The sequence below is a fragment of the Streptomyces sp. BoleA5 genome (assembly GCF_000373665.1).
Classification (GTDB): domain Bacteria; phylum Actinomycetota; class Actinomycetes; order Streptomycetales; family Streptomycetaceae; genus Actinacidiphila.
Genome location: NZ_KB892090.1, coordinates 309,303 through 327,400 on the forward strand (window position 1 = coordinate 309,303; position 18,098 = coordinate 327,400).

19 protein-coding genes are annotated in these 18,098 nt (G+C 71.9%); 13 read left to right on the plus strand and 6 right to left on the minus strand.

Annotation, left to right across the window (positions count from 1 at the left end):
* Positions 1-225 precede the first annotated feature (225 nt).
* From B085_RS0101425 to B085_RS0101450, 6 genes are all read left to right on the plus strand, one after another.
* On the plus strand, positions 226-666 hold the full coding sequence (locus B085_RS0101425) for a DUF3052 domain-containing protein (protein ID WP_026250565.1): 441 nt from the start codon (positions 226-228) through the stop codon (positions 664-666).
* Between the two features lie 136 nt (positions 667-802).
* Positions 803-1,261 (plus strand): peroxiredoxin, encoded by a 459-nt coding sequence (locus B085_RS0101430; RefSeq protein ID WP_026250566.1) that lies wholly within the window; start codon positions 803-805, stop codon positions 1,259-1,261.
* A gap of 73 nt (positions 1,262-1,334) precedes the next feature.
* Entirely contained in the window at positions 1,335-1,910 is a 576-nt protein-coding gene (locus B085_RS0101435; protein WP_018556767.1) for a TerD family protein, read from the plus strand.
* A 62-nt stretch (positions 1,911-1,972) separates the two neighbouring features.
* The gene (locus B085_RS0101440; RefSeq protein WP_018556768.1) at positions 1,973-2,548 is read left to right on the plus strand and encodes a TerD family protein; all 576 of its coding nucleotides are present in this window, start codon (positions 1,973-1,975) and stop codon (positions 2,546-2,548) included.
* Positions 2,549-2,564: 16 nt separating this feature from the next.
* On the plus strand, positions 2,565-3,707 hold the full coding sequence (locus tag B085_RS0101445) for a DUF475 domain-containing protein (RefSeq protein ID WP_018556769.1): 1,143 nt from the start codon (positions 2,565-2,567) through the stop codon (positions 3,705-3,707).
* 82 nt (positions 3,708-3,789) lie between these two features.
* Positions 3,790-4,521 (plus strand): TerD family protein, encoded by a 732-nt coding sequence (locus B085_RS0101450; protein ID WP_018556770.1) that lies wholly within the window; start codon positions 3,790-3,792, stop codon positions 4,519-4,521.
* Positions 4,522-4,546: 25 nt separating this feature from the next.
* Here the strand turns inward: B085_RS0101450 and B085_RS0101455 are convergent, their stop codons facing one another.
* Entirely contained in the window at positions 4,547-5,461 is a 915-nt protein-coding gene (locus tag B085_RS0101455) for a TerD family protein (protein WP_018556771.1), read from the minus strand.
* A 228-nt stretch (positions 5,462-5,689) separates the two neighbouring features.
* Here B085_RS0101455 and B085_RS0101460 point away from each other — a divergent pair, with 228 nt between their 5' ends.
* Genes B085_RS0101460 through B085_RS0101470 form a run of 3 tightly spaced genes read left to right on the plus strand, consistent with a single transcriptional unit; the run spans position 5,690 to position 10,157 of the window.
* Entirely contained in the window at positions 5,690-6,856 is a 1,167-nt protein-coding gene (locus B085_RS0101460; protein WP_018556772.1) for an HpcH/HpaI aldolase/citrate lyase family protein, read from the plus strand.
* A gap of 29 nt (positions 6,857-6,885) precedes the next feature.
* Positions 6,886-9,333, plus strand: coding sequence for a phosphoribosyltransferase (locus B085_RS0101465; protein WP_037731046.1), 2,448 nt, complete (start codon positions 6,886-6,888; stop codon positions 9,331-9,333).
* The gene (locus B085_RS0101470; RefSeq protein ID WP_018556774.1) at positions 9,330-10,157 is read left to right on the plus strand and encodes a hypothetical protein; all 828 of its coding nucleotides are present in this window, start codon (positions 9,330-9,332) and stop codon (positions 10,155-10,157) included. The genes B085_RS0101465 and B085_RS0101470 overlap by 4 nt, the downstream gene beginning before the upstream one ends.
* Here the strand turns inward: B085_RS0101470 and B085_RS0101475 are convergent.
* Positions 10,138-10,782 carry a nucleoside/nucleotide kinase family protein gene (locus B085_RS0101475; RefSeq protein WP_018556775.1) on the minus strand — a complete coding sequence of 215 codons (645 nt, stop codon included), beginning with the start codon at positions 10,780-10,782 and terminating at the stop codon, positions 10,138-10,140. The genes B085_RS0101470 and B085_RS0101475 overlap by 20 nt on opposite strands.
* A 22-nt stretch (positions 10,783-10,804) precedes the next feature.
* Here B085_RS0101475 and B085_RS0101480 point away from each other — a divergent pair, with 22 nt between their 5' ends.
* Positions 10,805-11,464: an O-methyltransferase gene (locus B085_RS0101480; RefSeq protein ID WP_018556776.1), complete on the plus strand. Its 660-nt coding sequence runs from the start codon at positions 10,805-10,807 to the stop codon at positions 11,462-11,464.
* Positions 11,465-11,484: 20 nt separating this feature from the next.
* The gene (locus B085_RS0101485) at positions 11,485-11,709 is read left to right on the plus strand and encodes an FmdB family zinc ribbon protein (RefSeq protein WP_018556777.1); all 225 of its coding nucleotides are present in this window, start codon (positions 11,485-11,487) and stop codon (positions 11,707-11,709) included.
* 388 nt (positions 11,710-12,097) lie between these two features.
* Here the strand turns inward: B085_RS0101485 and B085_RS0101490 are convergent, their stop codons facing one another.
* From B085_RS0101490 to B085_RS0101500, 3 genes are all read right to left on the minus strand, one after another.
* Positions 12,098-13,342 carry a hypothetical protein gene (locus B085_RS0101490; RefSeq protein WP_018556778.1) on the minus strand — a complete coding sequence of 415 codons (1,245 nt, stop codon included), beginning with the start codon at positions 13,340-13,342 and terminating at the stop codon, positions 12,098-12,100.
* 90 nt (positions 13,343-13,432) lie between these two features.
* The gene (locus tag B085_RS0101495) at positions 13,433-14,200 is read right to left on the minus strand and encodes a DUF4097 family beta strand repeat-containing protein (protein ID WP_018556779.1); all 768 of its coding nucleotides are present in this window, start codon (positions 14,198-14,200) and stop codon (positions 13,433-13,435) included.
* A gap of 137 nt (positions 14,201-14,337) precedes the next feature.
* Positions 14,338-15,759, minus strand: a complete 1,422-nt coding sequence (locus tag B085_RS0101500; protein WP_026250570.1) for a family 2B encapsulin nanocompartment shell protein — start codon at positions 15,757-15,759, stop codon at positions 14,338-14,340.
* A gap of 534 nt (positions 15,760-16,293) precedes the next feature.
* On the opposite strand from B085_RS0101500, the gene B085_RS0101505 reads away from it, so the two are divergent.
* Both B085_RS0101505 and B085_RS0101510 read left to right on the plus strand, forming a co-directional pair.
* The gene (locus B085_RS0101505; protein ID WP_018556781.1) at positions 16,294-16,962 is read left to right on the plus strand and encodes a DedA family protein; all 669 of its coding nucleotides are present in this window, start codon (positions 16,294-16,296) and stop codon (positions 16,960-16,962) included.
* A gap of 118 nt (positions 16,963-17,080) precedes the next feature.
* Positions 17,081-17,758, plus strand: a complete 678-nt coding sequence (locus tag B085_RS0101510) for a hypothetical protein (RefSeq protein WP_018556782.1) — start codon at positions 17,081-17,083, stop codon at positions 17,756-17,758.
* 35 nt (positions 17,759-17,793) lie between these two features.
* Here B085_RS0101510 and B085_RS0101515 read toward each other — a convergent pair whose 3' ends face one another.
* Positions 17,794-18,087 (minus strand): DUF2087 domain-containing protein, encoded by a 294-nt coding sequence (locus B085_RS0101515; RefSeq protein ID WP_420706574.1) that lies wholly within the window; start codon positions 18,085-18,087, stop codon positions 17,794-17,796.
* Positions 18,088-18,098: the final 11 nt, after the last annotated feature.

The window sequence follows — 18,098 nt, forward strand, 5'->3', positions numbered from 1 at the left end:
TCTACGCCCACTCGGACGTACGACCGACCGCAACCCCGATTCGGGAGAAATCCTGGCATAGTGGAGTGAGCCACGTCACCCCTCACGGTTCGGGTTGCGGTGACACGTCAACGTTTGGGCGGGATGGGCGGCTGGGTACTTGCGCGAACCGCCGCGCCCGTGTGGACTACCGCCCATAACCCCGCACAGGAGCGGGAAGACAACCCCCATGACAGGAGGCAGAGCGTGAGCGCGACCGCGGGCCACGCGGAGGAGCAGACCAACCCGGCAAGCCGGCTTGGTTTTGAGCCCGGACAGGTGGTCCAGGAGCTCGGCTACGACGACGACGTCGATCACGAGCTCCGTGAGGGTATTGAGGGGATCACGGGTGAAGAACTCGCGGACGAGGAGTACGACGACGTCGCCGACGGCGTCATCCTCTGGTTCCGTGATGATGACGGCGATCTGACCGACGCCCTGGTCGACGCCACGTCCGCCATCGACGAGGGCGCCCAGATCTGGCTCATGACCCCGAAGACCGGCCGTGACGGGCACGTCGAGCCGAGTGACATCGGAGAGGCCGCGCAGACCGCCGGCCTGGCTCAGACCAGCAGTGTCAACGTCTCCAAGGACTGGACCGCCAGTCGTCTGGTGACTCCCAAGACGGCGAAGGCCGGCAAGCGCTGAACCCTGGCGACCGGCACCGCGCCCCCGTGACCGAGCGTCGCGGGGGCGCCTCGCATGGGGTGCCCGTGGCGGTGCGAGACTGACGGCGGGGCCCGCCGCGGGTCCCGTCACCGTCCACCGGAGAGGTGTGTCCACCATGGTGCTCGCCGTAGGCGACCAGGCTCCCGACTTCGCGCTGCGGGACCAGCACGGCCGGACCGTGCGGCTGTCCGACTTCAGGGGCGCCAAGAACGTCGTGCTGCTCTTCTTCCCCTTCGCCTTCACCGGGGTCTGCACGGGCGAACTGTGCGCTCTCCGCGACGAACTGCCGGCCTTCCAGAACGACGAGGTCCAGCTGCTCGCGGTCTCCAACGACTCGATGCACACCCAGCGCGTCTTCTCCGACCAGGAGGGCCTGGAGTACCCGCTGCTGTCCGACTTCTGGCCGCACGGCGAGGTCTCGCGGGCCTACGGCGTCTTCGCCGAGGACAAGGGCTGCGCGGTGCGTGGCACCTTCGTCATCGACAAGGAGGGCGTGGTCCGCTGGACCGTCGTCAACGGCCTGCCGGACGCCCGTGACCTGAACGACTATGTCAAGGCGCTCGAAGCCCTGTAGTCCTGGGGAACCGGGTACTAACCTCAGGGCGTTGATCCTGATACGAGCAGCACGCGATGACATGGGAGGACTCGTGGGAGTCAGCCTCAGCAAGGGTGGCAATGTATCGCTGACGAAGGAGGCCCCCAACCTCACGGCCGTCATCGTCGGCCTGGGATGGGACGCCCGCACCACCACGGGCTCGGACTTCGACCTCGACGCCAGTGCCCTGCTCACGGGCACCGAGGGCAAGGTCCTCTCCGACCAGCACTTCGTCTTCTTCAACAACCTCAGGAGCCCCGACGGCTCCGTGGAGCACACCGGTGACAACATCACCGGTGAGGGCGAGGGGGACGACGAGCAGATCAAGGTGAACCTGGCCGGTGTGCCGGGCGAGGTCGCCAAGATCGTCTTCCCGGTGTCGATCTACGACGCCGAGACCCGCCAGCAGTCGTTCGGCCAGGTGCGCAACGCGTTCATCCGCGTCGTCAACCAGGCCGACGACAGGGAACTGGCTCGCTACGACCTCACCGAGGACGCCTCGACCGAGACGGCGATGGTCTTCGGAGAGCTCTACCGGCACGGTGCGGAATGGAAGTTCCGGGCCATCGGCCAGGGTTACGCGTCCGGCCTGCGCGGCATCGCGCAGGACTTCGGCGTCAACGTCTGATTCGCCGGGGTCGCGCGGTCCGCGTCCGGCGGGCCGCGAGCCCCGCGGGGGAGGAGAACAGCATGGGCGTGACGCTCGCCAAGGGAGGCAACGTCTCCCTCACCAAGGCCGCACCCAACCTGACCAGCGTGCTGATCGGGCTCGGGTGGGACGCGCGCTCCACCACCGGGGCGCCCTTCGACCTGGACGCCAGCGCCCTGCTGTGCGCCTCGGGCCGGGTGCTCGGCGACGAGTACTTCGTCTTCTACAACAACCTCAAGAGCCCGGAGGGCTCGGTCGAGCACACCGGCGACAACCTGACCGGCGACGGCGACGGCGACGACGAGGTCCTGCTGGTGGACCTGTCCGCCGTACCCGAGCGGGTCGACAAGATCGTCTTCCCGGTCTCCATCTACGAAGCCGACGCCCGCGGCCAGACCTTCGGTCAGGTCAGCAATGCCTTCATCCGGGTGGTCAACCAGACCGACCAGAGCGAACTGGCCCGCTACGACCTCTCCGAGGACGCCTCGAGCGAAACGGCGATGATCTTCGGCGAGCTGTACCGATACGGCGGCGAATGGAAGTTCCGAGCCGTTGGCCAGGGGTATGCATCAGGGCTCCGGGGCATCGCCCTAGACTTTGGGGTCAACGTTTCGTAAAGGGATTGGATATCCAGTGCTCCTCCGAACTTTCGGCTGGTCGTTCGGTGTCACCGCCGCCGGCCTCGCCCTCGCCGGTTATCTGTGGGGTGCGGAGGGGCTTGCCCTCGTCGCCATCCTGTCGGTGCTGGAGATCTCGCTCTCCTTCGACAACGCGGTGATCAACGCCGGCATCCTGCGGAAGATGAATGCCTTCTGGCAGAAGATCTTCCTCACCATCGGCATTCTGATCGCCGTCTTCGGCATGCGCCTCGTCTTCCCGATCATCATCGTGTCGATCACGGCGAAGCTGGGCCCCATCGAGGCCATCGACCTGGCGATCAACAACAAGGAACAGTACGAGCACCTCGTCACCTCCGCGCACCCGGCGATCGCCGCGTTCGGCGGGATGTTCCTGTTGATGATCTTCCTCGACTTCATCTTCGAGGAGCGTGAGCACAAGTGGCTCGCCTGGCTGGAGAAGCCCCTCTCCAAGCTCGGCAAGCTCGACACGCTCTCCGTCGTCGTCGCGCTGGTCGCACTGCTGATCACCGCCACCACCCTCGCCACCGCCGTCCCGCACGGCGGGGGCGACAAGTCCTCCACGGTGCTGCTCTCCGGCATCGGCGGCCTCATCACCTACCTCGTCGTCGGCGGCATCTCGGGCTACTTCGAGGACAAGCTGGAGGACGAGGCCGAGGAGGCCGACGAGGAGCTCGAGGAGATGAGCTCGGGCGGCAAGCCGGCCGGCAGCGGCGCCTCGGCCGTGGGCCTGGCGGGCAAGGCGGCGTTCTTCCTCTTCCTCTACCTCGAGGTCATCGACGCGTCGTTCTCCTTCGACGGCGTCATCGGCGCGTTCGCGATCTCCAACGACATCTTCATCATCGCCCTCGGCCTCGGCATCGGTGCGATGTACATCCGGTCGCTCACCGTCTACCTGGTCCGCAAGGGCACCCTGGACGACTACGTCTACCTGGAGCACGGCGCGCACTACGCGATCGGGGCGCTGGCGGTCATCCTCCTGGTCACCATCCGGTTCGAGATCAACGAGGTCATCACCGGCCTCATCGGCGTCGTCCTGATCGGCGCCTCCTACTGGTCGTCGGTGGTGCGGAACCGCCGTCTCGGGGAAAGCTCCGAGCAGCGGGACGACAAAGCGGAGGTGACGAGCGGGGTCTGACCCCCGTCTCGTCACGGCAGACGGCTCACGCCGCCCCTCGCCGCCCGGCGGGGGGCGGCCTGCGTCCTGGGGAGGGACGGACATGTGGAACTTCCTGCGGCCGAGCGGCGGCATCAACACGCAGTTCGACATGGCGAACGCGCACACCATCGAACTCACCCGGCGGCACCCGGTCGTGTCCCTGTCCAAGCAGGGCGCGGCCGTCGGCAACCTGCGCATCAACCTGTCCTGGCAGATGCGCACCTCCGACACCGGCGGCTGGAACCAGCGCAGCGGCTCCTGGCTGAGCCGCCAGATGCACCTGTTCAAACCGGAGCCCGTGCAGGCCGCCGGCCCCGCCATGGTCAACGTCGACCTCGACCTGGCGTGCATGTACGAGCTGGCCGACGGCACCAAGGGCGTCGTGCAGCCGCTCGGCAGCTTCCTCGGCGACCTCGACGCACCGCCGTACATCCAGATGACCGGTGACGACCGCTTCGGCGGCTCGTCCGGCGAGACGCTCTACATCAACCTCGACAAGCACGAAGAGTTCAAGCGCATGCTCGTCTTCGTCTACATCTACGACGGCACGCCGGCCTTCGACCGCACCCACGCCAAGGTGGAGATCTTCCCCAGTTCGGGCCCGCGGATCGAGATCCCGCTGGACGAGCGCGAACCGCAGGCCCGCTCGTGCGCCGTGGTGCTCATCGAGAACAAGAAGGGCGACCTGACCGTGCGCCGCGAGGTCAAGTACGTCTACGGCTTCCAGGCCGAGCTCGACCGGCTCTACGGCTGGGGCCTGCAGTGGGGCCGCGGCTACAAGACCAAGGTCTGACCGCGCGGCCCCGTGCCGGGAACGTTCAGCGGCGTTCCTGGAACTGCGGGCCCATCGGCGGCAGCCGGAACCCCTGCACCGGCTGCGGGTAGCCGTACGCCGGGGCGGGAGCGGGGGCCGGGACGGGCTGCTGCGGCGGGTAGCCGTAGCCGTGGGCCGGGGCGGCCACGGTGGGCTGCGGCTCCTGCGGGTAGCCGTACGCCGGGGCGGCCACCGTCGGCTGCGGTTCCTGCGGGTAGCCGTAGGCGGGCGGCGCGGCGGGCTGCGGGGGCACCGGCGCCGGGGCCTGCAGGGTGTACGCGTCCGGCTCGCCGGTCACCGCGACGGTCGGCGGCACGGGCTGCGGCACCGCGGCCTCGCCCTCCGGCCGCGGCGGCGGCGCCTCGTCGAGGTCGCCCTCCTCCACGGTGATGCCGAACTCGGTGGCCAGGGCCTCCAGCCCCGAGGCGTAGCCCTGCCCCAGCGCACGGAACTTCCAGCCGCCCGCCCTGCGGTACAGCTCGCCGCAGATCAGCGCCGACTCGTCGCCCGTGTCCGGGACGACATCGAAGAGCGCCAGCGGCTCGGCGTCGGCGCCCGCGGCCGTGTCGTAGAGCAGCACCGTCAGGTCGGAGACCAGGGCGAAGGGGCCGCCGTCCGAGGAGGCCGCGACGACCACGCGCTCCACGCCCGCCTCGAGCGCGGTCAGGTCCACCTCGACCGCGTCCGTCAGCCCGGCCGGCTCGCTGCGCTTGGGCAGGTGCCGGGCGGCGCCCCCGGGGTGCCGGGGCTGGTTGTAGAAGATGAAGTCCTCGTCCGAGCGCACCCGGCCGTCCGCGCCCAGCAGCAGCGCCGAGGCGTCCACGTCCGGCACACCCGCCCCCGGGCTCCAGCGGAGCACCGCCCGCACCGCCGAGGCCGTCACCGGGATGTTGGAGCCCTTCACCATCGCCTGCGTCATGCGCGTAATCCTGCCCTCCCGGGGGCCGCGTCCACAACGCGGGGCGTGTGACGGGTGTGCCGCAGGGGAGGGATGCGGACAGGCCGACATGTACCGGACCCGAGGGGGTTACCTGATTTTCACGTACGCCGGGAACGTCCGCAGGGGGGTCGCGCGTACGATAATCGGCCACACGGCGTCGGGGGACGCTTCCCACCTCTCCAACCACCACCTGCCACGGGGGAACGCATGCGCCACTTCGGGCACCTCGCACCGGACGTACGGGACGAGCTCTTCCACCGGCAGCCCGCGGAGTTCACCGCGGCCTCGCCGGCCGGCACGCTGGCCGTCGCCCTCGGCGCCACCCTCTACTGCCCGGCCACCCGGTTGCGGCTCGCCGACGACGTGCTCAAGCAGGCCGCGCGCGGGGTCGTCTCGATGGTGCTGTGCCTGGAGGACTCCATCGACGACCGCGAGGTCGAGACCGCGGAGGAGAACCTCGTCCGCCAGTTCGGGGAACTGTCCCACCGGATCCCCGACGGCGACCCCCCGCTGCTCTTCATCCGCGTGCGCACCCCGGGCCAGATCACCGACCTCGTGCGCCGGCTCGGCGACGACGTGTCCCTGCTCTCCGGGTTCGTGCTCCCCAAGTTCACCGAGGAGTCCGGGGTCCCCTTCCTGGAGGCCCTCGCCGCCGCCGAGGCGGACTGCGGACGGCGGCTGTTCGCCATGCCGGTCCTGGAGTCCCCGCAGCTGCTCCACCTCGAGACCCGCACCGAGACGCTGTACGGCATCTCCCGCACCGTCGACAAGTACCGCGACCGCGTCCTCGCGCTGCGGCTCGGCGTCACCGACTTCTGCTCCGCCTACGGGCTGCGCCGCTCGCCCGACATGACCGCCTACGACGTCCGCATCGTCGCCTCGATCATCGCCGACGTGGTCAACGTCCTCGGACGCGCCGACGGCACCGGCTTCACCATCACCGGACCGGTCTGGGAGTACTTCAAGCACTCCGAGCGCATGTTCAAGCCGCTGCTGCGGCAGAGCCCCTTCGTCCCGGCGGCCGTCGACCTGCGCGAGGCCCTGATCCAGCGGGACATGGACGGGCTGCTGCGCGAGATCGAACTGGACCGGACGAACGGCCTGCAGGGAAAGACCTGCATCCACCCCTCGCACGTCCAGCCCGTGCACGCGCTCAGCGTCGTCTCCCACGAGGAGTGGAGCGACGCGGCCGACATACTCCACGAGGACCGCAGCGGCGGGGGCGTGCTGCGCTCGGCCTACACGAACAAGATGAACGAGGTGAAGCCGCACCGCGCCTGGGCCGAACGCACCGTGCGGCGCGCCGAGGTCTTCGGCGTGGCGCGGGAGGAGATCGGCTTCGTCGAGCTGCTCTCCGCGTGCGTGCCGTCGTGACCGGCTACGAGAGGGAGAGTGCCGAACGCATGGCAGTGGAGCACGTCTGGTCCGGGCAGTGGGTCGCCGACCGCCTCGGTGTCACCCTGCGGGGAGAGGGCCTGAGCGGACTGCTCGGCCTCGCCCTGCGCCGCAACCCCAAGCGGGCGCACCTGCTGGTCTCCAATGTGCTGGGCAAGCATGTGCCGCAGCGCCCTGGGGTCGTCTACGACGCCGGGTACGGGCTCGGCGTGCGCGTACGGGAACTGCTCGGCGAGGAGGAGGCGGCCCGGGCCGTGGTGCTCGGCTACGCCGAGACCGCGACCGGCCTCGGGCACGCCGTGGCCGACGGCCTCGGCGTCGCCCCGTACCTGCACTCCACGCGGCGCCCGGTCGCCGGGGTCGAGGCGGTCGGCGGCTTCGAGGAGGAGCATAGCCACGCGACCTCGCACCTGCTGCTGCCCGAGGACGCCGGCCTGCTGGCCGGGGACGGGCCGCTGGTGCTGGTCGACGACGAGTTCTCCACCGGCCGGACGGTGCTCAACACGGTGCGGGCCCTGCACGCCCGCCACCCCCGGCGCCGGTACGTCGTGGTCGCCCTGGTCGACATGCGCTCGGAGGCCGACCGCGCGCTGCTCGCCCGGTTCGCGGCGGATCTCGGCGCGGGCGTCGACGTCCTCGCCCTGGCCTCGGGCACGGTCGGCCTGCCGGACGGGGTGCTGGAGCGGGGCCAGGCGCTGGTGGCCGCGCACGGCGCCGCCGCACCCGCGCGCCTGGCCCCGGCCGCGGCGCCGCACCGGGTGCACCTGGACTGGCCCGCCGGGCTGCCCGACGGCGGCCGGCACGGCTTCACGCCCGCGCACCGCGCGCGGCTGGAGGCGGCGCTGCCCGCGATGGCGGCACGCCTGGCGGAGGGCCTGACAGGGGGCCTGACAGGGGGCCTGAGCGCCGTCGGTGAGGGACCGGCACCCCGCGTCCTCGTCCTCGGCAACGAGGAGCTGATGTACGCCCCGCTGCGGCTGGCCCAGGCCCTCCAGGAGGCGCTGCCCGCGGTGGAGGTGCGCTTCTCCACGACGACCCGTTCGCCGGTCCTGGCCGTGGACGACCCGGGGTACGCGATACGAACCCGGATCACCTTCCCCGACCACGACGACCCGGCCGACGGGCCCGGCGAGCGCCATGCGTACAACGTGGCGGGCGCCGGCTTCGACGCCGTCGTCGCCGTCGTGGACAGCGCGGGCGACACGCCCGCCCTGCACGCTCCCGGAGGACTGCTCGCGCAGCTCGCCGGCCACACCGAAAGGCTCCTGCTGGCCGTGGTGCCCTCGTACGAACCCCGCCCGCCCGCCCCCCCGACGCTCCCGGAGCCGCTGCGCGGGCCCGCGTTCTCCTCGTACGCGCCCGACGAGGTCGGCTGGCTGCTGAAGGACCTCTCCGACGCCGAACTGGAGGCGCCCACCGAGGAGCGCGAGGAGGCCATCCAGAGCGGCGGGGCGCACTACGCCGAGTCGCTGCCGGTGGAGTACCAGCCCAGCGCGGAGTACCAGGAGCTGTTCCGGAACGCGCTGGCGGACTCCGCCGGCCGGATCGCCCGCGCCGTCGGCGCCGTGACCGAACTGGTGCTCGCCGAACGCGGCCCGCAGGCCGTCCTGGTGTCGCTGGCCCGCGCGGGCACCCCGGTCGGTGTGCTGATGCGCCGCTGGGCGCGGCACGCGCACGGCCTGGACCTGCCGCACTACGCGGTGTCCATCGTCCGCGGCCGGGGCATCGACACCACCGCCCTGCGCTGGCTGGCCGAACACCACGACCCCGCACGGGTGGTGTTCGTGGACGGCTGGACGGGCAAGGGTGCCATCACCCGTGAACTGGCCGACGCGGTGGCCCCGTTCGGGGGCTTCGATCCGGGGATCGCGGTGCTGGCCGACCCCGGGTCGTGCGTCCGCACCTTCGGCACCCGCGACGACTTCCTCATCCCGTCCGCGTGCCTGAACTCGACCGTCTCCGGCCTGGTCTCGCGCACCGTGCTGCGCGCCGACCTCATCGGCCCCGACGAGTTCCACGGCGCCAAGTTCTACCGCGAGCTGGCCGGCTCGGACGTCTCCGGCCTCTTCCTCGACGAGGTCTCGGCCCGCTTCGGCGCCGTGGCCGACGAGGTCGCCCGCGACGTCAAGGAGCTCCAGGCCGGCGACCGCACGCCCACCTGGGAGGGCTGGGCCGCGGTCGAGCGGATCAGCGAGGAGTACGGGATCGGGGACGTCAACCTGGTCAAGCCCGGCGTCGGCGAGACCACCCGGGTGATGCTGCGCCGCGTGCCGTGGCGGGTGCTCGCCCGGCGCGGCGCGGGAGCCGACCTGGCGCACATCCGGCTGCTCGCCGAGCAGCGCGGCGTCCCGGTGGAGGAGGTGGACGACCTGCCGTACTCGTGCGTCGGGCTGATCCACCCGCGCTTCACCCGGGGCGCGACCGGCACGGACGGCAAGGCGGTGGAGGCCAAGTGAAGCAGCGCCCGGAGATCGTGAAGTCCCTCGTCGCCAGCGACCTGGACCGCACCCTCATCTACTCGCCCTCGGCCCTGGCCCTGTCCATGGCGGACGAGGAGGCGCCGCGGCTGCTGTGCGTCGAGGTGCACGAGGGCCGGCCGCTGTCCTTCATGACCGAGACCGCCGCCGCGCTGATCCAGCGGCTCGCGGCCGCCGCGGAGTTCGTCCCCGCCACGACCCGCACCCGCAAGCAGTACCGGCGCATCAACCTGCCGGGCCCGGTCCCGCGGTACGCGATCTGCGCCAACGGCGGGCACATCCTGGTCAAGGGCCACACGGACCACGAGTGGAACGCCGAGATGCGCCGCCGCCTCGCCGAGGGCTGCGCTCCGCTGGACGAGGTCCGCGCGTACATGGCGCGCACCGCGGACGAGTCCTGGCTGCGCAAGGAGCGTGTCGCCGAGGACCTGTTCGTCTACCTGGTCGTGGAGCGCTCGCTGCTGCCCGAACTGTGGGTGAAGGACCTCGCCGAATGGGCGCAGGAGCGCGGCTGGACGGTCTCCCTGCAGGGCCGCAAGGTCTACGCCGTGCCCAAGCCGCTCACCAAGTCCGCGGCCCTGGCCGAGGTCGTCCGCCGCACCGGCGCCGACCACGTGCTCGCCGCGGGCGACTCCCTCCTGGACGCCGAACTGCTGCTCGCCGCCCACACCGCCTGGCGTCCCGGCCACGGCGAACTCGCCGACACCGGCTGGGGCGCGCCGCACGTCGACGCGCTGGCCCTGCCGGGCGTCGCGGCGGGGGAGGAGATCCTGCGCCGGATGCTCAGCGTGGCGCGCCGCTGACCCCGTCCGGCCGCACCACCCGCGTGCACGCGCTGCGCGTCGACTCGACGCGCAGCGCGTTCGGCCGTTCGCTGGCCTCGATGAAGGCCCGGGCCTCGGCCTCCGTGCGACCGCCCGTCACATGCCGTGCCAGCAGCCGCTCCTCGCGGACCGCGGGATCGGTCTCGACGAACCACAGTTCGTCCAGCAGGTCCCTGACCTCGTGCCAGCCGGCGGCGTCGTCGGCCAGGTAGTTCCCCTCCGTCACCACCAGCCGGGCCTGCGGCGGCACGGAGATCCCGGCCGCGACCGGCTCGTCCAGGGCCCGGTCGAAGTCCGGCGCGTAGACGGTGCCGGCCTGCCGGGAGCGCAGCCGCCGCAGCAGATGGACGTATCCGTCCACGTCGAAGGTCTCCGGCGCGCCCTTGCGGCCGCGCAGCCCGAGCCGGTCCAACTGGGCGTTGGAGAGGTGGAAGCCGTCCATCGGCACGTACGCCGCCGTGCCCGCGCCGAGGCGTGCGTCGACCGCCTCCACCATCGCCCGGGCCAGGGTCGACTTGCCCGCCGCGGGCGCGCCCGCGAGCCCCAGCAGCACCCGCCTGCCTGGCATGCTGGGCACCAGGGCGAGGACGTCATCCACGTACATGCCGCCACCTTAAGGAGCAGCCGTGCACGAGACCAAGAACCCGCAGCTCACGCCCGAACTGTACGCGTATGTCCTCGACCACAACCCGCCGCTGGACCCGGTGCAGGAGGAGCTGGTCGAGGTCACCCGCGCCCGCTTCGGTGCCGCGGCGGCCATGCAGTCGGCGCGCGAGCAGGGCCCGCTGCTGGCCTTCCTGGTCCGGCTGACCGGGGCCCGGCAGGTCGTCGAGGTCGGCACCTTCACCGGATTCTCCGCGCTGTCCATGGCGCAGGCGCTGCCCGCGGACGGGCGGCTCATCGCCTGCGACGTCTCCGAGGAGTGGACCGCGGTCGCCCGTGAGGCCTGGGCCAAGGCCGGTGTCGCCGACCGTGTGGACCTGCGGATCGCGCCCGCGCTGGACACGCTGCGGGCGCTGCCGCGCGAGCCGTGGATCGACCTCGTCTACCTCGACGCCGACAAGGGCAGCTACGTCGCCTACTGGGAGGAGCTGGTGCCGCGGATGCGGCCCGGCGGGATCATCGCCGCCGACAACACGCTCTACCACGGGCGGGTCGTGGACCCGCGCGCCACGGGTGACACGGCGGGGATCCGGGCGTTCAACGACCGTGTCGCGTCCGACGAGCGCGTCGAGGCGCTGCTGCTGACCGTGGCGGACGGACTGACCCTGGCGCGCAGGCTGTGAGCCGTGGTTAATCTGTGCCCATGCCCCGTTACGAGTACCGCTGCCGCTCCTGCGGCACCACGTTCGAGCTGAGCCGGCCGATGGCCGAGTCCTCCGCACCGGCGGAGTGCCCCGCCGGGCACGACGACACCGTCAAGCTCCTGTCGACGGTCGCGGTCGGCGGCACCGCCGCCGCCTCAGGGGCGGCGGCGCCCCGCCCGGCCGCGGGCGGCGGGGGCTGCTGCGGCGGCGGCTGCTGCGGCTGACGGGCCGCGGCACCGGAACCGTTCGCGGGACGCCGCCGCCGGGCGGGAACTCACCCCGCCGGAGCGGACCCAGGCCCGCAGGCCTGCCGCCCGACCGCCCGCGCTCGTCGCGGAACCGGACGCCTGCGGACTGCGCACACCGTGGTGCACGGCGACTTCCACCCGGGGAACCGGCGCTGGGACGGGCGGCGCGGCGTGACGGTGGACTTCGCCGACGGCCACTACTGCCATCCGGTCCTCGACGGCCTGCGCCCGCGGGAGTTCCTCGACGAACCCGGCCGGCACGAGGCGGCCGAGACCTGGGCCCGCACCTGGTCAGCGGTCCGCCTTTCCAGTGAGCCGGCGTCTTTTCGCCCGAAGGGCGCGGCGGCGGGGTGGCCGAGGGCGGCTAGGCCCGCCCCGTGGCGCGGTCCTCGCGGATCGCGGCGACGACCCGGCCGGCCGTCTCGCGCACCGCCGCCGTCTCCGTGAGGAAGTGCCACCAGTCGGGGTGCCGGCCCTGGAGGCCTTCGACGGCCCGGTCGAGCCGGGCGACCGCCTCGTCGAGGGGGCGCGCGTGCCGCTGCTCCGGTGTCGTGCGGCCCTGCATGGCCAGCCGCTGCGCGTCCCGGACGGCGAACCGGGTCCGCTCGATCTCGCCCTGCGGGTCCTTGCTGACCTCGTTGAGCCGCCGCAGCCTGTCGCCGGCCGCGGACACCGCCGCGTCGGCGTCGTCGAGCAGCGCCCGCACCGTGCCGAGCAGGGCCGTCGCGTCCGGCCAGCGCTGCTCGTCCCGGGCCTTCGCGGCCTCCTGGAGCTTCTGCTCCGCGCGCCCCACTGCCTCCGTCGACCGCTCCGGCACGTGCTGCAGGTCCTGCCAGCACGCCATGCTGAAGCGGCGGCGAAGCTCGCTGAGGACCGGATCGACGCCCTCCGTGCGGGTGGCCAGGGCCTGGGTCCTTGTACGCAGCGACACGATCCGCTTGTCGATCTCACGGGACCGCTCGGGCAGCCGCTCGGCCTCGGCGCGGATGGCCTCGGCCGTGCGCAGCACCTCGTCGCCGCGCCGGATGGTCTCCTGGACGCCGTGCGTTCCGGCGCCCTGGTTGAGTTTGGTCAGCTCCGGTCCGAGGGCGGCCAGCCGGGCCGCGAGGTCATCCGCGCGCAGGCCCGAGGCCCGTACGGCGTCCAGCGCGTTGGACGCGGCGAGCAGCGCCTGCCGGGCCCGTTCCACGGCCGGGGCGAGACGGGCGAGCTGGGTCTCGGCCTTGTCCAGCAGCGGGCCGAGCCCCCGGGCGAAGGCGTCCAGGTCCTTCCTGGCACGCACCAGGTCGTCCTTCGCCTTGGTGAGCTCGGTGCGCGCGCGGGCCGCCGTGGCGGCCTCCAACTCGTCGCGGTCCAGGTCGTAAGCGTCGACCGCCGCGATGTAGGCGGCGCTGACCTGGTCGATGCGTTCGCCCAGCGCCCGGAAGTCCTCGCTCGCGCGCCGTGCGGCGGGGGAGCTGTCGACCGCGGTGATGGTCTCTATGGAGATCACCAGGTCGCGCTGGGCCGTGTCCAGCTCGTAGAACGCCTCGGCGGCGGCGTCCTTCGCGGCCTGGGCGTCGGCGCGCAGATTGTCCCCACGCCGCCACCACGAGCGTGCCGTCGTCACAGTCGCCCTCTCCCGCAGGTCCGCCGCCGGTGGTTGTCCGGTCCAGTCTCCCACCTGGCTGGGACGAATACACGGGCCGGGCGGTTGCGGTCAGCGGCCGGCTTCCGTGACGCTCACCGAGCCGTCGCCCGTACGGACCGTCACGACGTGGCCGCTGGTGTCGTCGCGCGGCACGTCGACGCTGACGTGCCCGTCGCCCGAGCGCGCGGAGACCTTGTAGCTCTGGTGGGGCAGCGCGACGCTGACCCGGCCGTCGCCGCTCGTCGCCTCGACGAGGTCGGGCACCTTGTCGAAGGCCAGCTTCACCGAGCCGTCCGAGGTGTGGACGCTGACCTCGCGGGAGCCGATGCCGCCCGCGTCGATCCGGCCGTCGCCGCTGGAGAGCCGGAGCGGTCCGGTCACGTCCCGGACGACGACCGAGCCGTCGCGGGTGGTGAGGTCCAGCGCGGTGCTGAAGCCGCTCGCCTCCACGCTGCCGTCGCCGTTGACCACCGTCAGGCGGACTCCGCGCGGCACCAGGACCTCGTGGCGCACCGAGCAGTCCTGCACCGCGCCCTGGCACTTGGTGCGGAAGGTCAGGGTGTGGCCGTTCATGGACCAGGTGGCCTTCGGGGTGTCGCCGAACACGGCCCAGCCGTCGAACCACCGGGTCACCCGGACCTCCTTCACGTCGGCCGGCCTCACCACGACCTTGCTGTCCGAGGAGTCGATGGTCAGCTCGCTCCCGTCGAGCGCGAAGCCCTTGCGCTCCGGCTCGCTGTCGTCGGAGGCGTTCGCGCAGGCGGACGCCGTACCGATCAGCGCCACGACGCCCGCGGCGGCGGCGAATGTCCTCAACGTGCGGGTGCTCTTCGTCATACCCAGGACGCTACGGAGGGCCCGTTGTGCCCGGAATCAGGCCGCCCACCGGAAGCGGGGTGGGGAAAACCCCCGCCACGTCCGGGGGTTCCGCGAGCACGCGGCCGCCGCTCCCGGCGACCGCGTGCTCGCCGGGGTCACGCGCCGGGACGCGCGATGTCCACGTTCTCCAAAACGCCGAGGGCGTCGGGGACGAGGACGGCCGCGGAATAGTAGGTGCTGACGAGATAGGAGATGATCGCCTTCTCGTCGATGCCCATGAAACGCACCGAGAGGCCGGGCTCGTACTCGTCCGGAATTCCCGTCTGGTGCAGGCCGATCACACCCTGGTTGTCCTGGCCGGTGCGCATCACCAGGATCGAGGTGGTGTTCTCGCGGGAGATCGGGATCTTGTTGCAGGGGAGGATCGGGATTCCACGCCACGAAGGCACGTGCTGGCCGTGGAAATCGATGCTGTGCGGCACGAGACCGCGGCTGTTGAATTCCCTCCCGATCGCCGCGATGGCCCGCGGATGGGCCAGCAGATACTGGGCGTTGCGGCGCCGGCTGATCAGTTCGTCGAGGTCGTCGGGGGTGGGCGGACCGGAGTGCGTGGTGATGCGCTGCCGGTAGTCGGCGTTGTGCAGGAGCCCGAACTCCCGGTTGTTGACCAGTTCGTGCTCCTGCCGTTCGCGCAGTGCCTCGATGGTCAGCTTCACCTGCTGCTCGACCTGGTTGTAGGGCTGGTTGTACAAATCGGCGACGCGGGTGTGGACCTTCAGCACGGTCTGGGCGACGCTCAGCTCGTATTCGCGCGGGGAGAGGTCGTAGTCCACGAACGTACCGGGCAGGTCCGGTTCCCCGACGTGGCCCGAGGCCAGTTCGATGGCCTTCTCGCCGTACTTGTTCTGCGCCTGCTGGGTTCCGGTGACGAAGCCCGCGACGTGCTCGCGCAGCCCGTCGGCCTGTTGCATGACGGACTGGAAGGCCTGGCGCGGCAGCGCGAGCGCGGTGACCGGGGTAACCGCCTTGGCGGTGTACTCCCAGGTGCTGTCGGGGCCCGCCAGGCCCTCCGAGCCGAAGTGGTCGCCGTCGGCGATGCTGCCGATCACGCCCTCGCCGTCCCACTTGGCCGGGGCCAGCTTGTTGATCTTGCCGTGGGCGACGAGGAAGACGTGGTCGGCCGGTTGCCCGGCGGCCACGATCGTCTCGCCGGCCGCGTACTCCCGTTGCTCGAACTGCCCGGCGAGCGAGGCCAGTACCGCCTCCTCGGTGAAGCCGCGCAGCAGCGGCAGTTCGCCGAGCTCCGCCGGGATCACCCGGACCTCGGAGCCGGTCTGGACGAAGTCCACCCTCCCGTCGCCCACCGAGTAGCTGAGCCTCCGGTTGACCCGGTAGGCGCCGCCGGCGGCCTCGACCCACGGCAGCACCCGCAGCAGCCAGCGCGACGTGATTCCCTGCATCTGCGGCGCGGATTTGGTGGTCGTCGCCAAATTCCGCGCGGCAGCGGTGCCCAGACTCCGCTGAGACTGGCCGTTCCCCGTCGCTGCCTCCGACGCGACACCCGGCTCAACCGTCATGAATGGTCCTTCCCTTGCGGCCTGATGGCCCACGCCCACAAAGGCGCGGTTAGAGCAATCAATTCATGCTGAAACGAGGTTTGTTGTGCGGTGGTCCCCCTGCCCTCGGCCGCTTTCCCCTCGGAAACTACCCACCGGGTGGAGTGCCCTGCACTCACTCATTCGGGTGAGCGTGGATTTCCGGGCCGCCGGAGCGGGGCGGCCGGCTCGCGGGCGCACTCGTGTGCGACTTCGCGTGCGGCTTCGACTGCGGGCCGGGGGGACGTCCAATGTGTGGCATGTCCATGATGTGAACCCGGGTCCGGGCGGAACATCTCGTTCCGGGGACGTTCTGTCCTCCCTCCCGGTTAATCGCGTGCTATTCCCGATGCTCACCATCGAAGATGAGGAAAACGTCACGCGCCCCCGAGGGGATCACAGGAGCATGGCTGGCGTACGCTGTACGGCTGAGAGCGGATCGCAGAAGAACCGCTTCTGCGCGATACCGCCCCACACCCCGGAGGCGCCGCGCACTCGCCAGGAGAGGAGGACGCGGTGTTCATCGGAGCAGGTTCCCTGTTCGATTCACCGTGGATCTACGCCCTGGTAGCCGCGTCCATCGTGCTCGACGTATTCCTGCCGGTGATGCCGAGCGGCGTCCTGCTGATCTCGGCCGCCACGGCCGGCACGGCCGCCGGGGGCAACGACCTCCTCGACGTGCTCGCCCTGCTGGTCTGCGCGGCCGTCGCCTCCACCCTCGGCGACCTCGCCGCGTACCGACTCGCCTGGCGCGGCGGCGACTGGATCGACCAGCACGTGGCGCACTCCCGCCGCCTCTCCACCGCCCAGGAGATCCTCGGCGCGGTCCTGTCCCGCGGCGGCGGCGCGCTCGTCGTGCTCGCCCGCTTCGCCCCGGCCGGCCGCTCCGTCGTGAGCCTGAGCGCGGGCGCCGCGCACCGCCGCATCCGCGAGTTCCTGCCCTGGTCGGCGCTGGCCGGTCTGGCCTGGGCCGCGTACAGCGTGGGACTCGGTTACGCGGGCGGTCAGTGGCTCGGCGCCGGCTGGCTCGGCACCGCCACCTCCGCCGTCGCCCTGGTCGGCTCCGGCTCCCTCGCCGCGTACGTCTTCCGCCGGGAGCGCCGCGCCCAGACGGTCGTCCCGGTGACGCTGCCCGCGCAGGCCTCGGTCACGCCCGAGCGGGCCGCCGTCGCCGAGGCCCTCTGAGCCGTACCGGACCCGCCCCGGGTGGGCGCCGCCGATGGGCGGCCCGACACCAGCCGTGACAGCATCGGTACGGACATCCACCGGTCTGGGGGGCCAACGGACGGATCGGAGACCCCCGATGCGACTCGGACCGCTCACCGGCCTGGTGGCCGTGATCCTCGCCGCCGTCTCGTACGCGCTCCAGGGGGACACCCCGGGGATCGGCAGTTCCGGGGTCGCGGTCAGGGCGTTCTACCTCACCCACGGCACCAGGCAGGGCGTCGGCCTCTACCTGCTGCTCGTCGCCGGACTCTTCCTGGCGTTCTTCGCCGGTTACCTGCGGCACGTCCTGGCCGCGTCCGACCGTACCGGCTGGCTGCCCCAGGTCGCCTTCGCCGGCGGCATCCTGGCCGCCCTCGGCTTCTGGATCAGCGCCGGACTCACCCTCAGCCTCGTCGAGGCCAGCGACCGCCCCCTGGTCGGCGGCGGCGCGCTCCAGGCCCTCAACGCCCTCGGCAGCGACCTCTTCCTGCCCATCCTGGCGGGCATCGGCGTCATGCTGCTCGGGGCGGGACCGGCCGTCTCCCGGGGCGACGCGGGTCCGCTGCCGCACTGGCTGGGATGGGCGGCCTTCGTCCTGGGCGTGCTGATGTTCATCCCGTTCGCCGGCTTCATCGGCCTCGGGCTCGCCGGGCTCTGGGTCATCGCCGTGTGCGTCCTGCTGCTCGCACCGGGGCGGGGGCACCCCGCGACGGGCGGTCCCGGACGCGCGGGTCCCGACGGCCCGGGCCGGCCGCGCGACAGCGCCACCCGCTGACGGCCTCCCGCGCCCGAGTCCGTGCGGGCCGCGGCTCAGCGCTTCCTGCGGTACGCGGACCCGTCCGCCGACCGTTCCAGCCAGCCGTCCTCCACCAGGTAGCGGCGCAGGGCCGCACAGTCGTCGTGCACCGTCCGCAGCGCCTCGTTGACCTCGCCCTCCCGGTAGTCCCGCCCCGGCCGGAACAGGGTCTCGGTCAGGTGCCGCAGCAACTGCTCGCGCCGCACCGCCCGGCGCGGGATGACCGTGAGCCGCCCCTGCGAGAAAAGGGCCGACACCGCGTGCGCACCGTTCTCGGGCACAGCGAACTCCTCCAGGTCGGGGACGATGACTCCGCCGG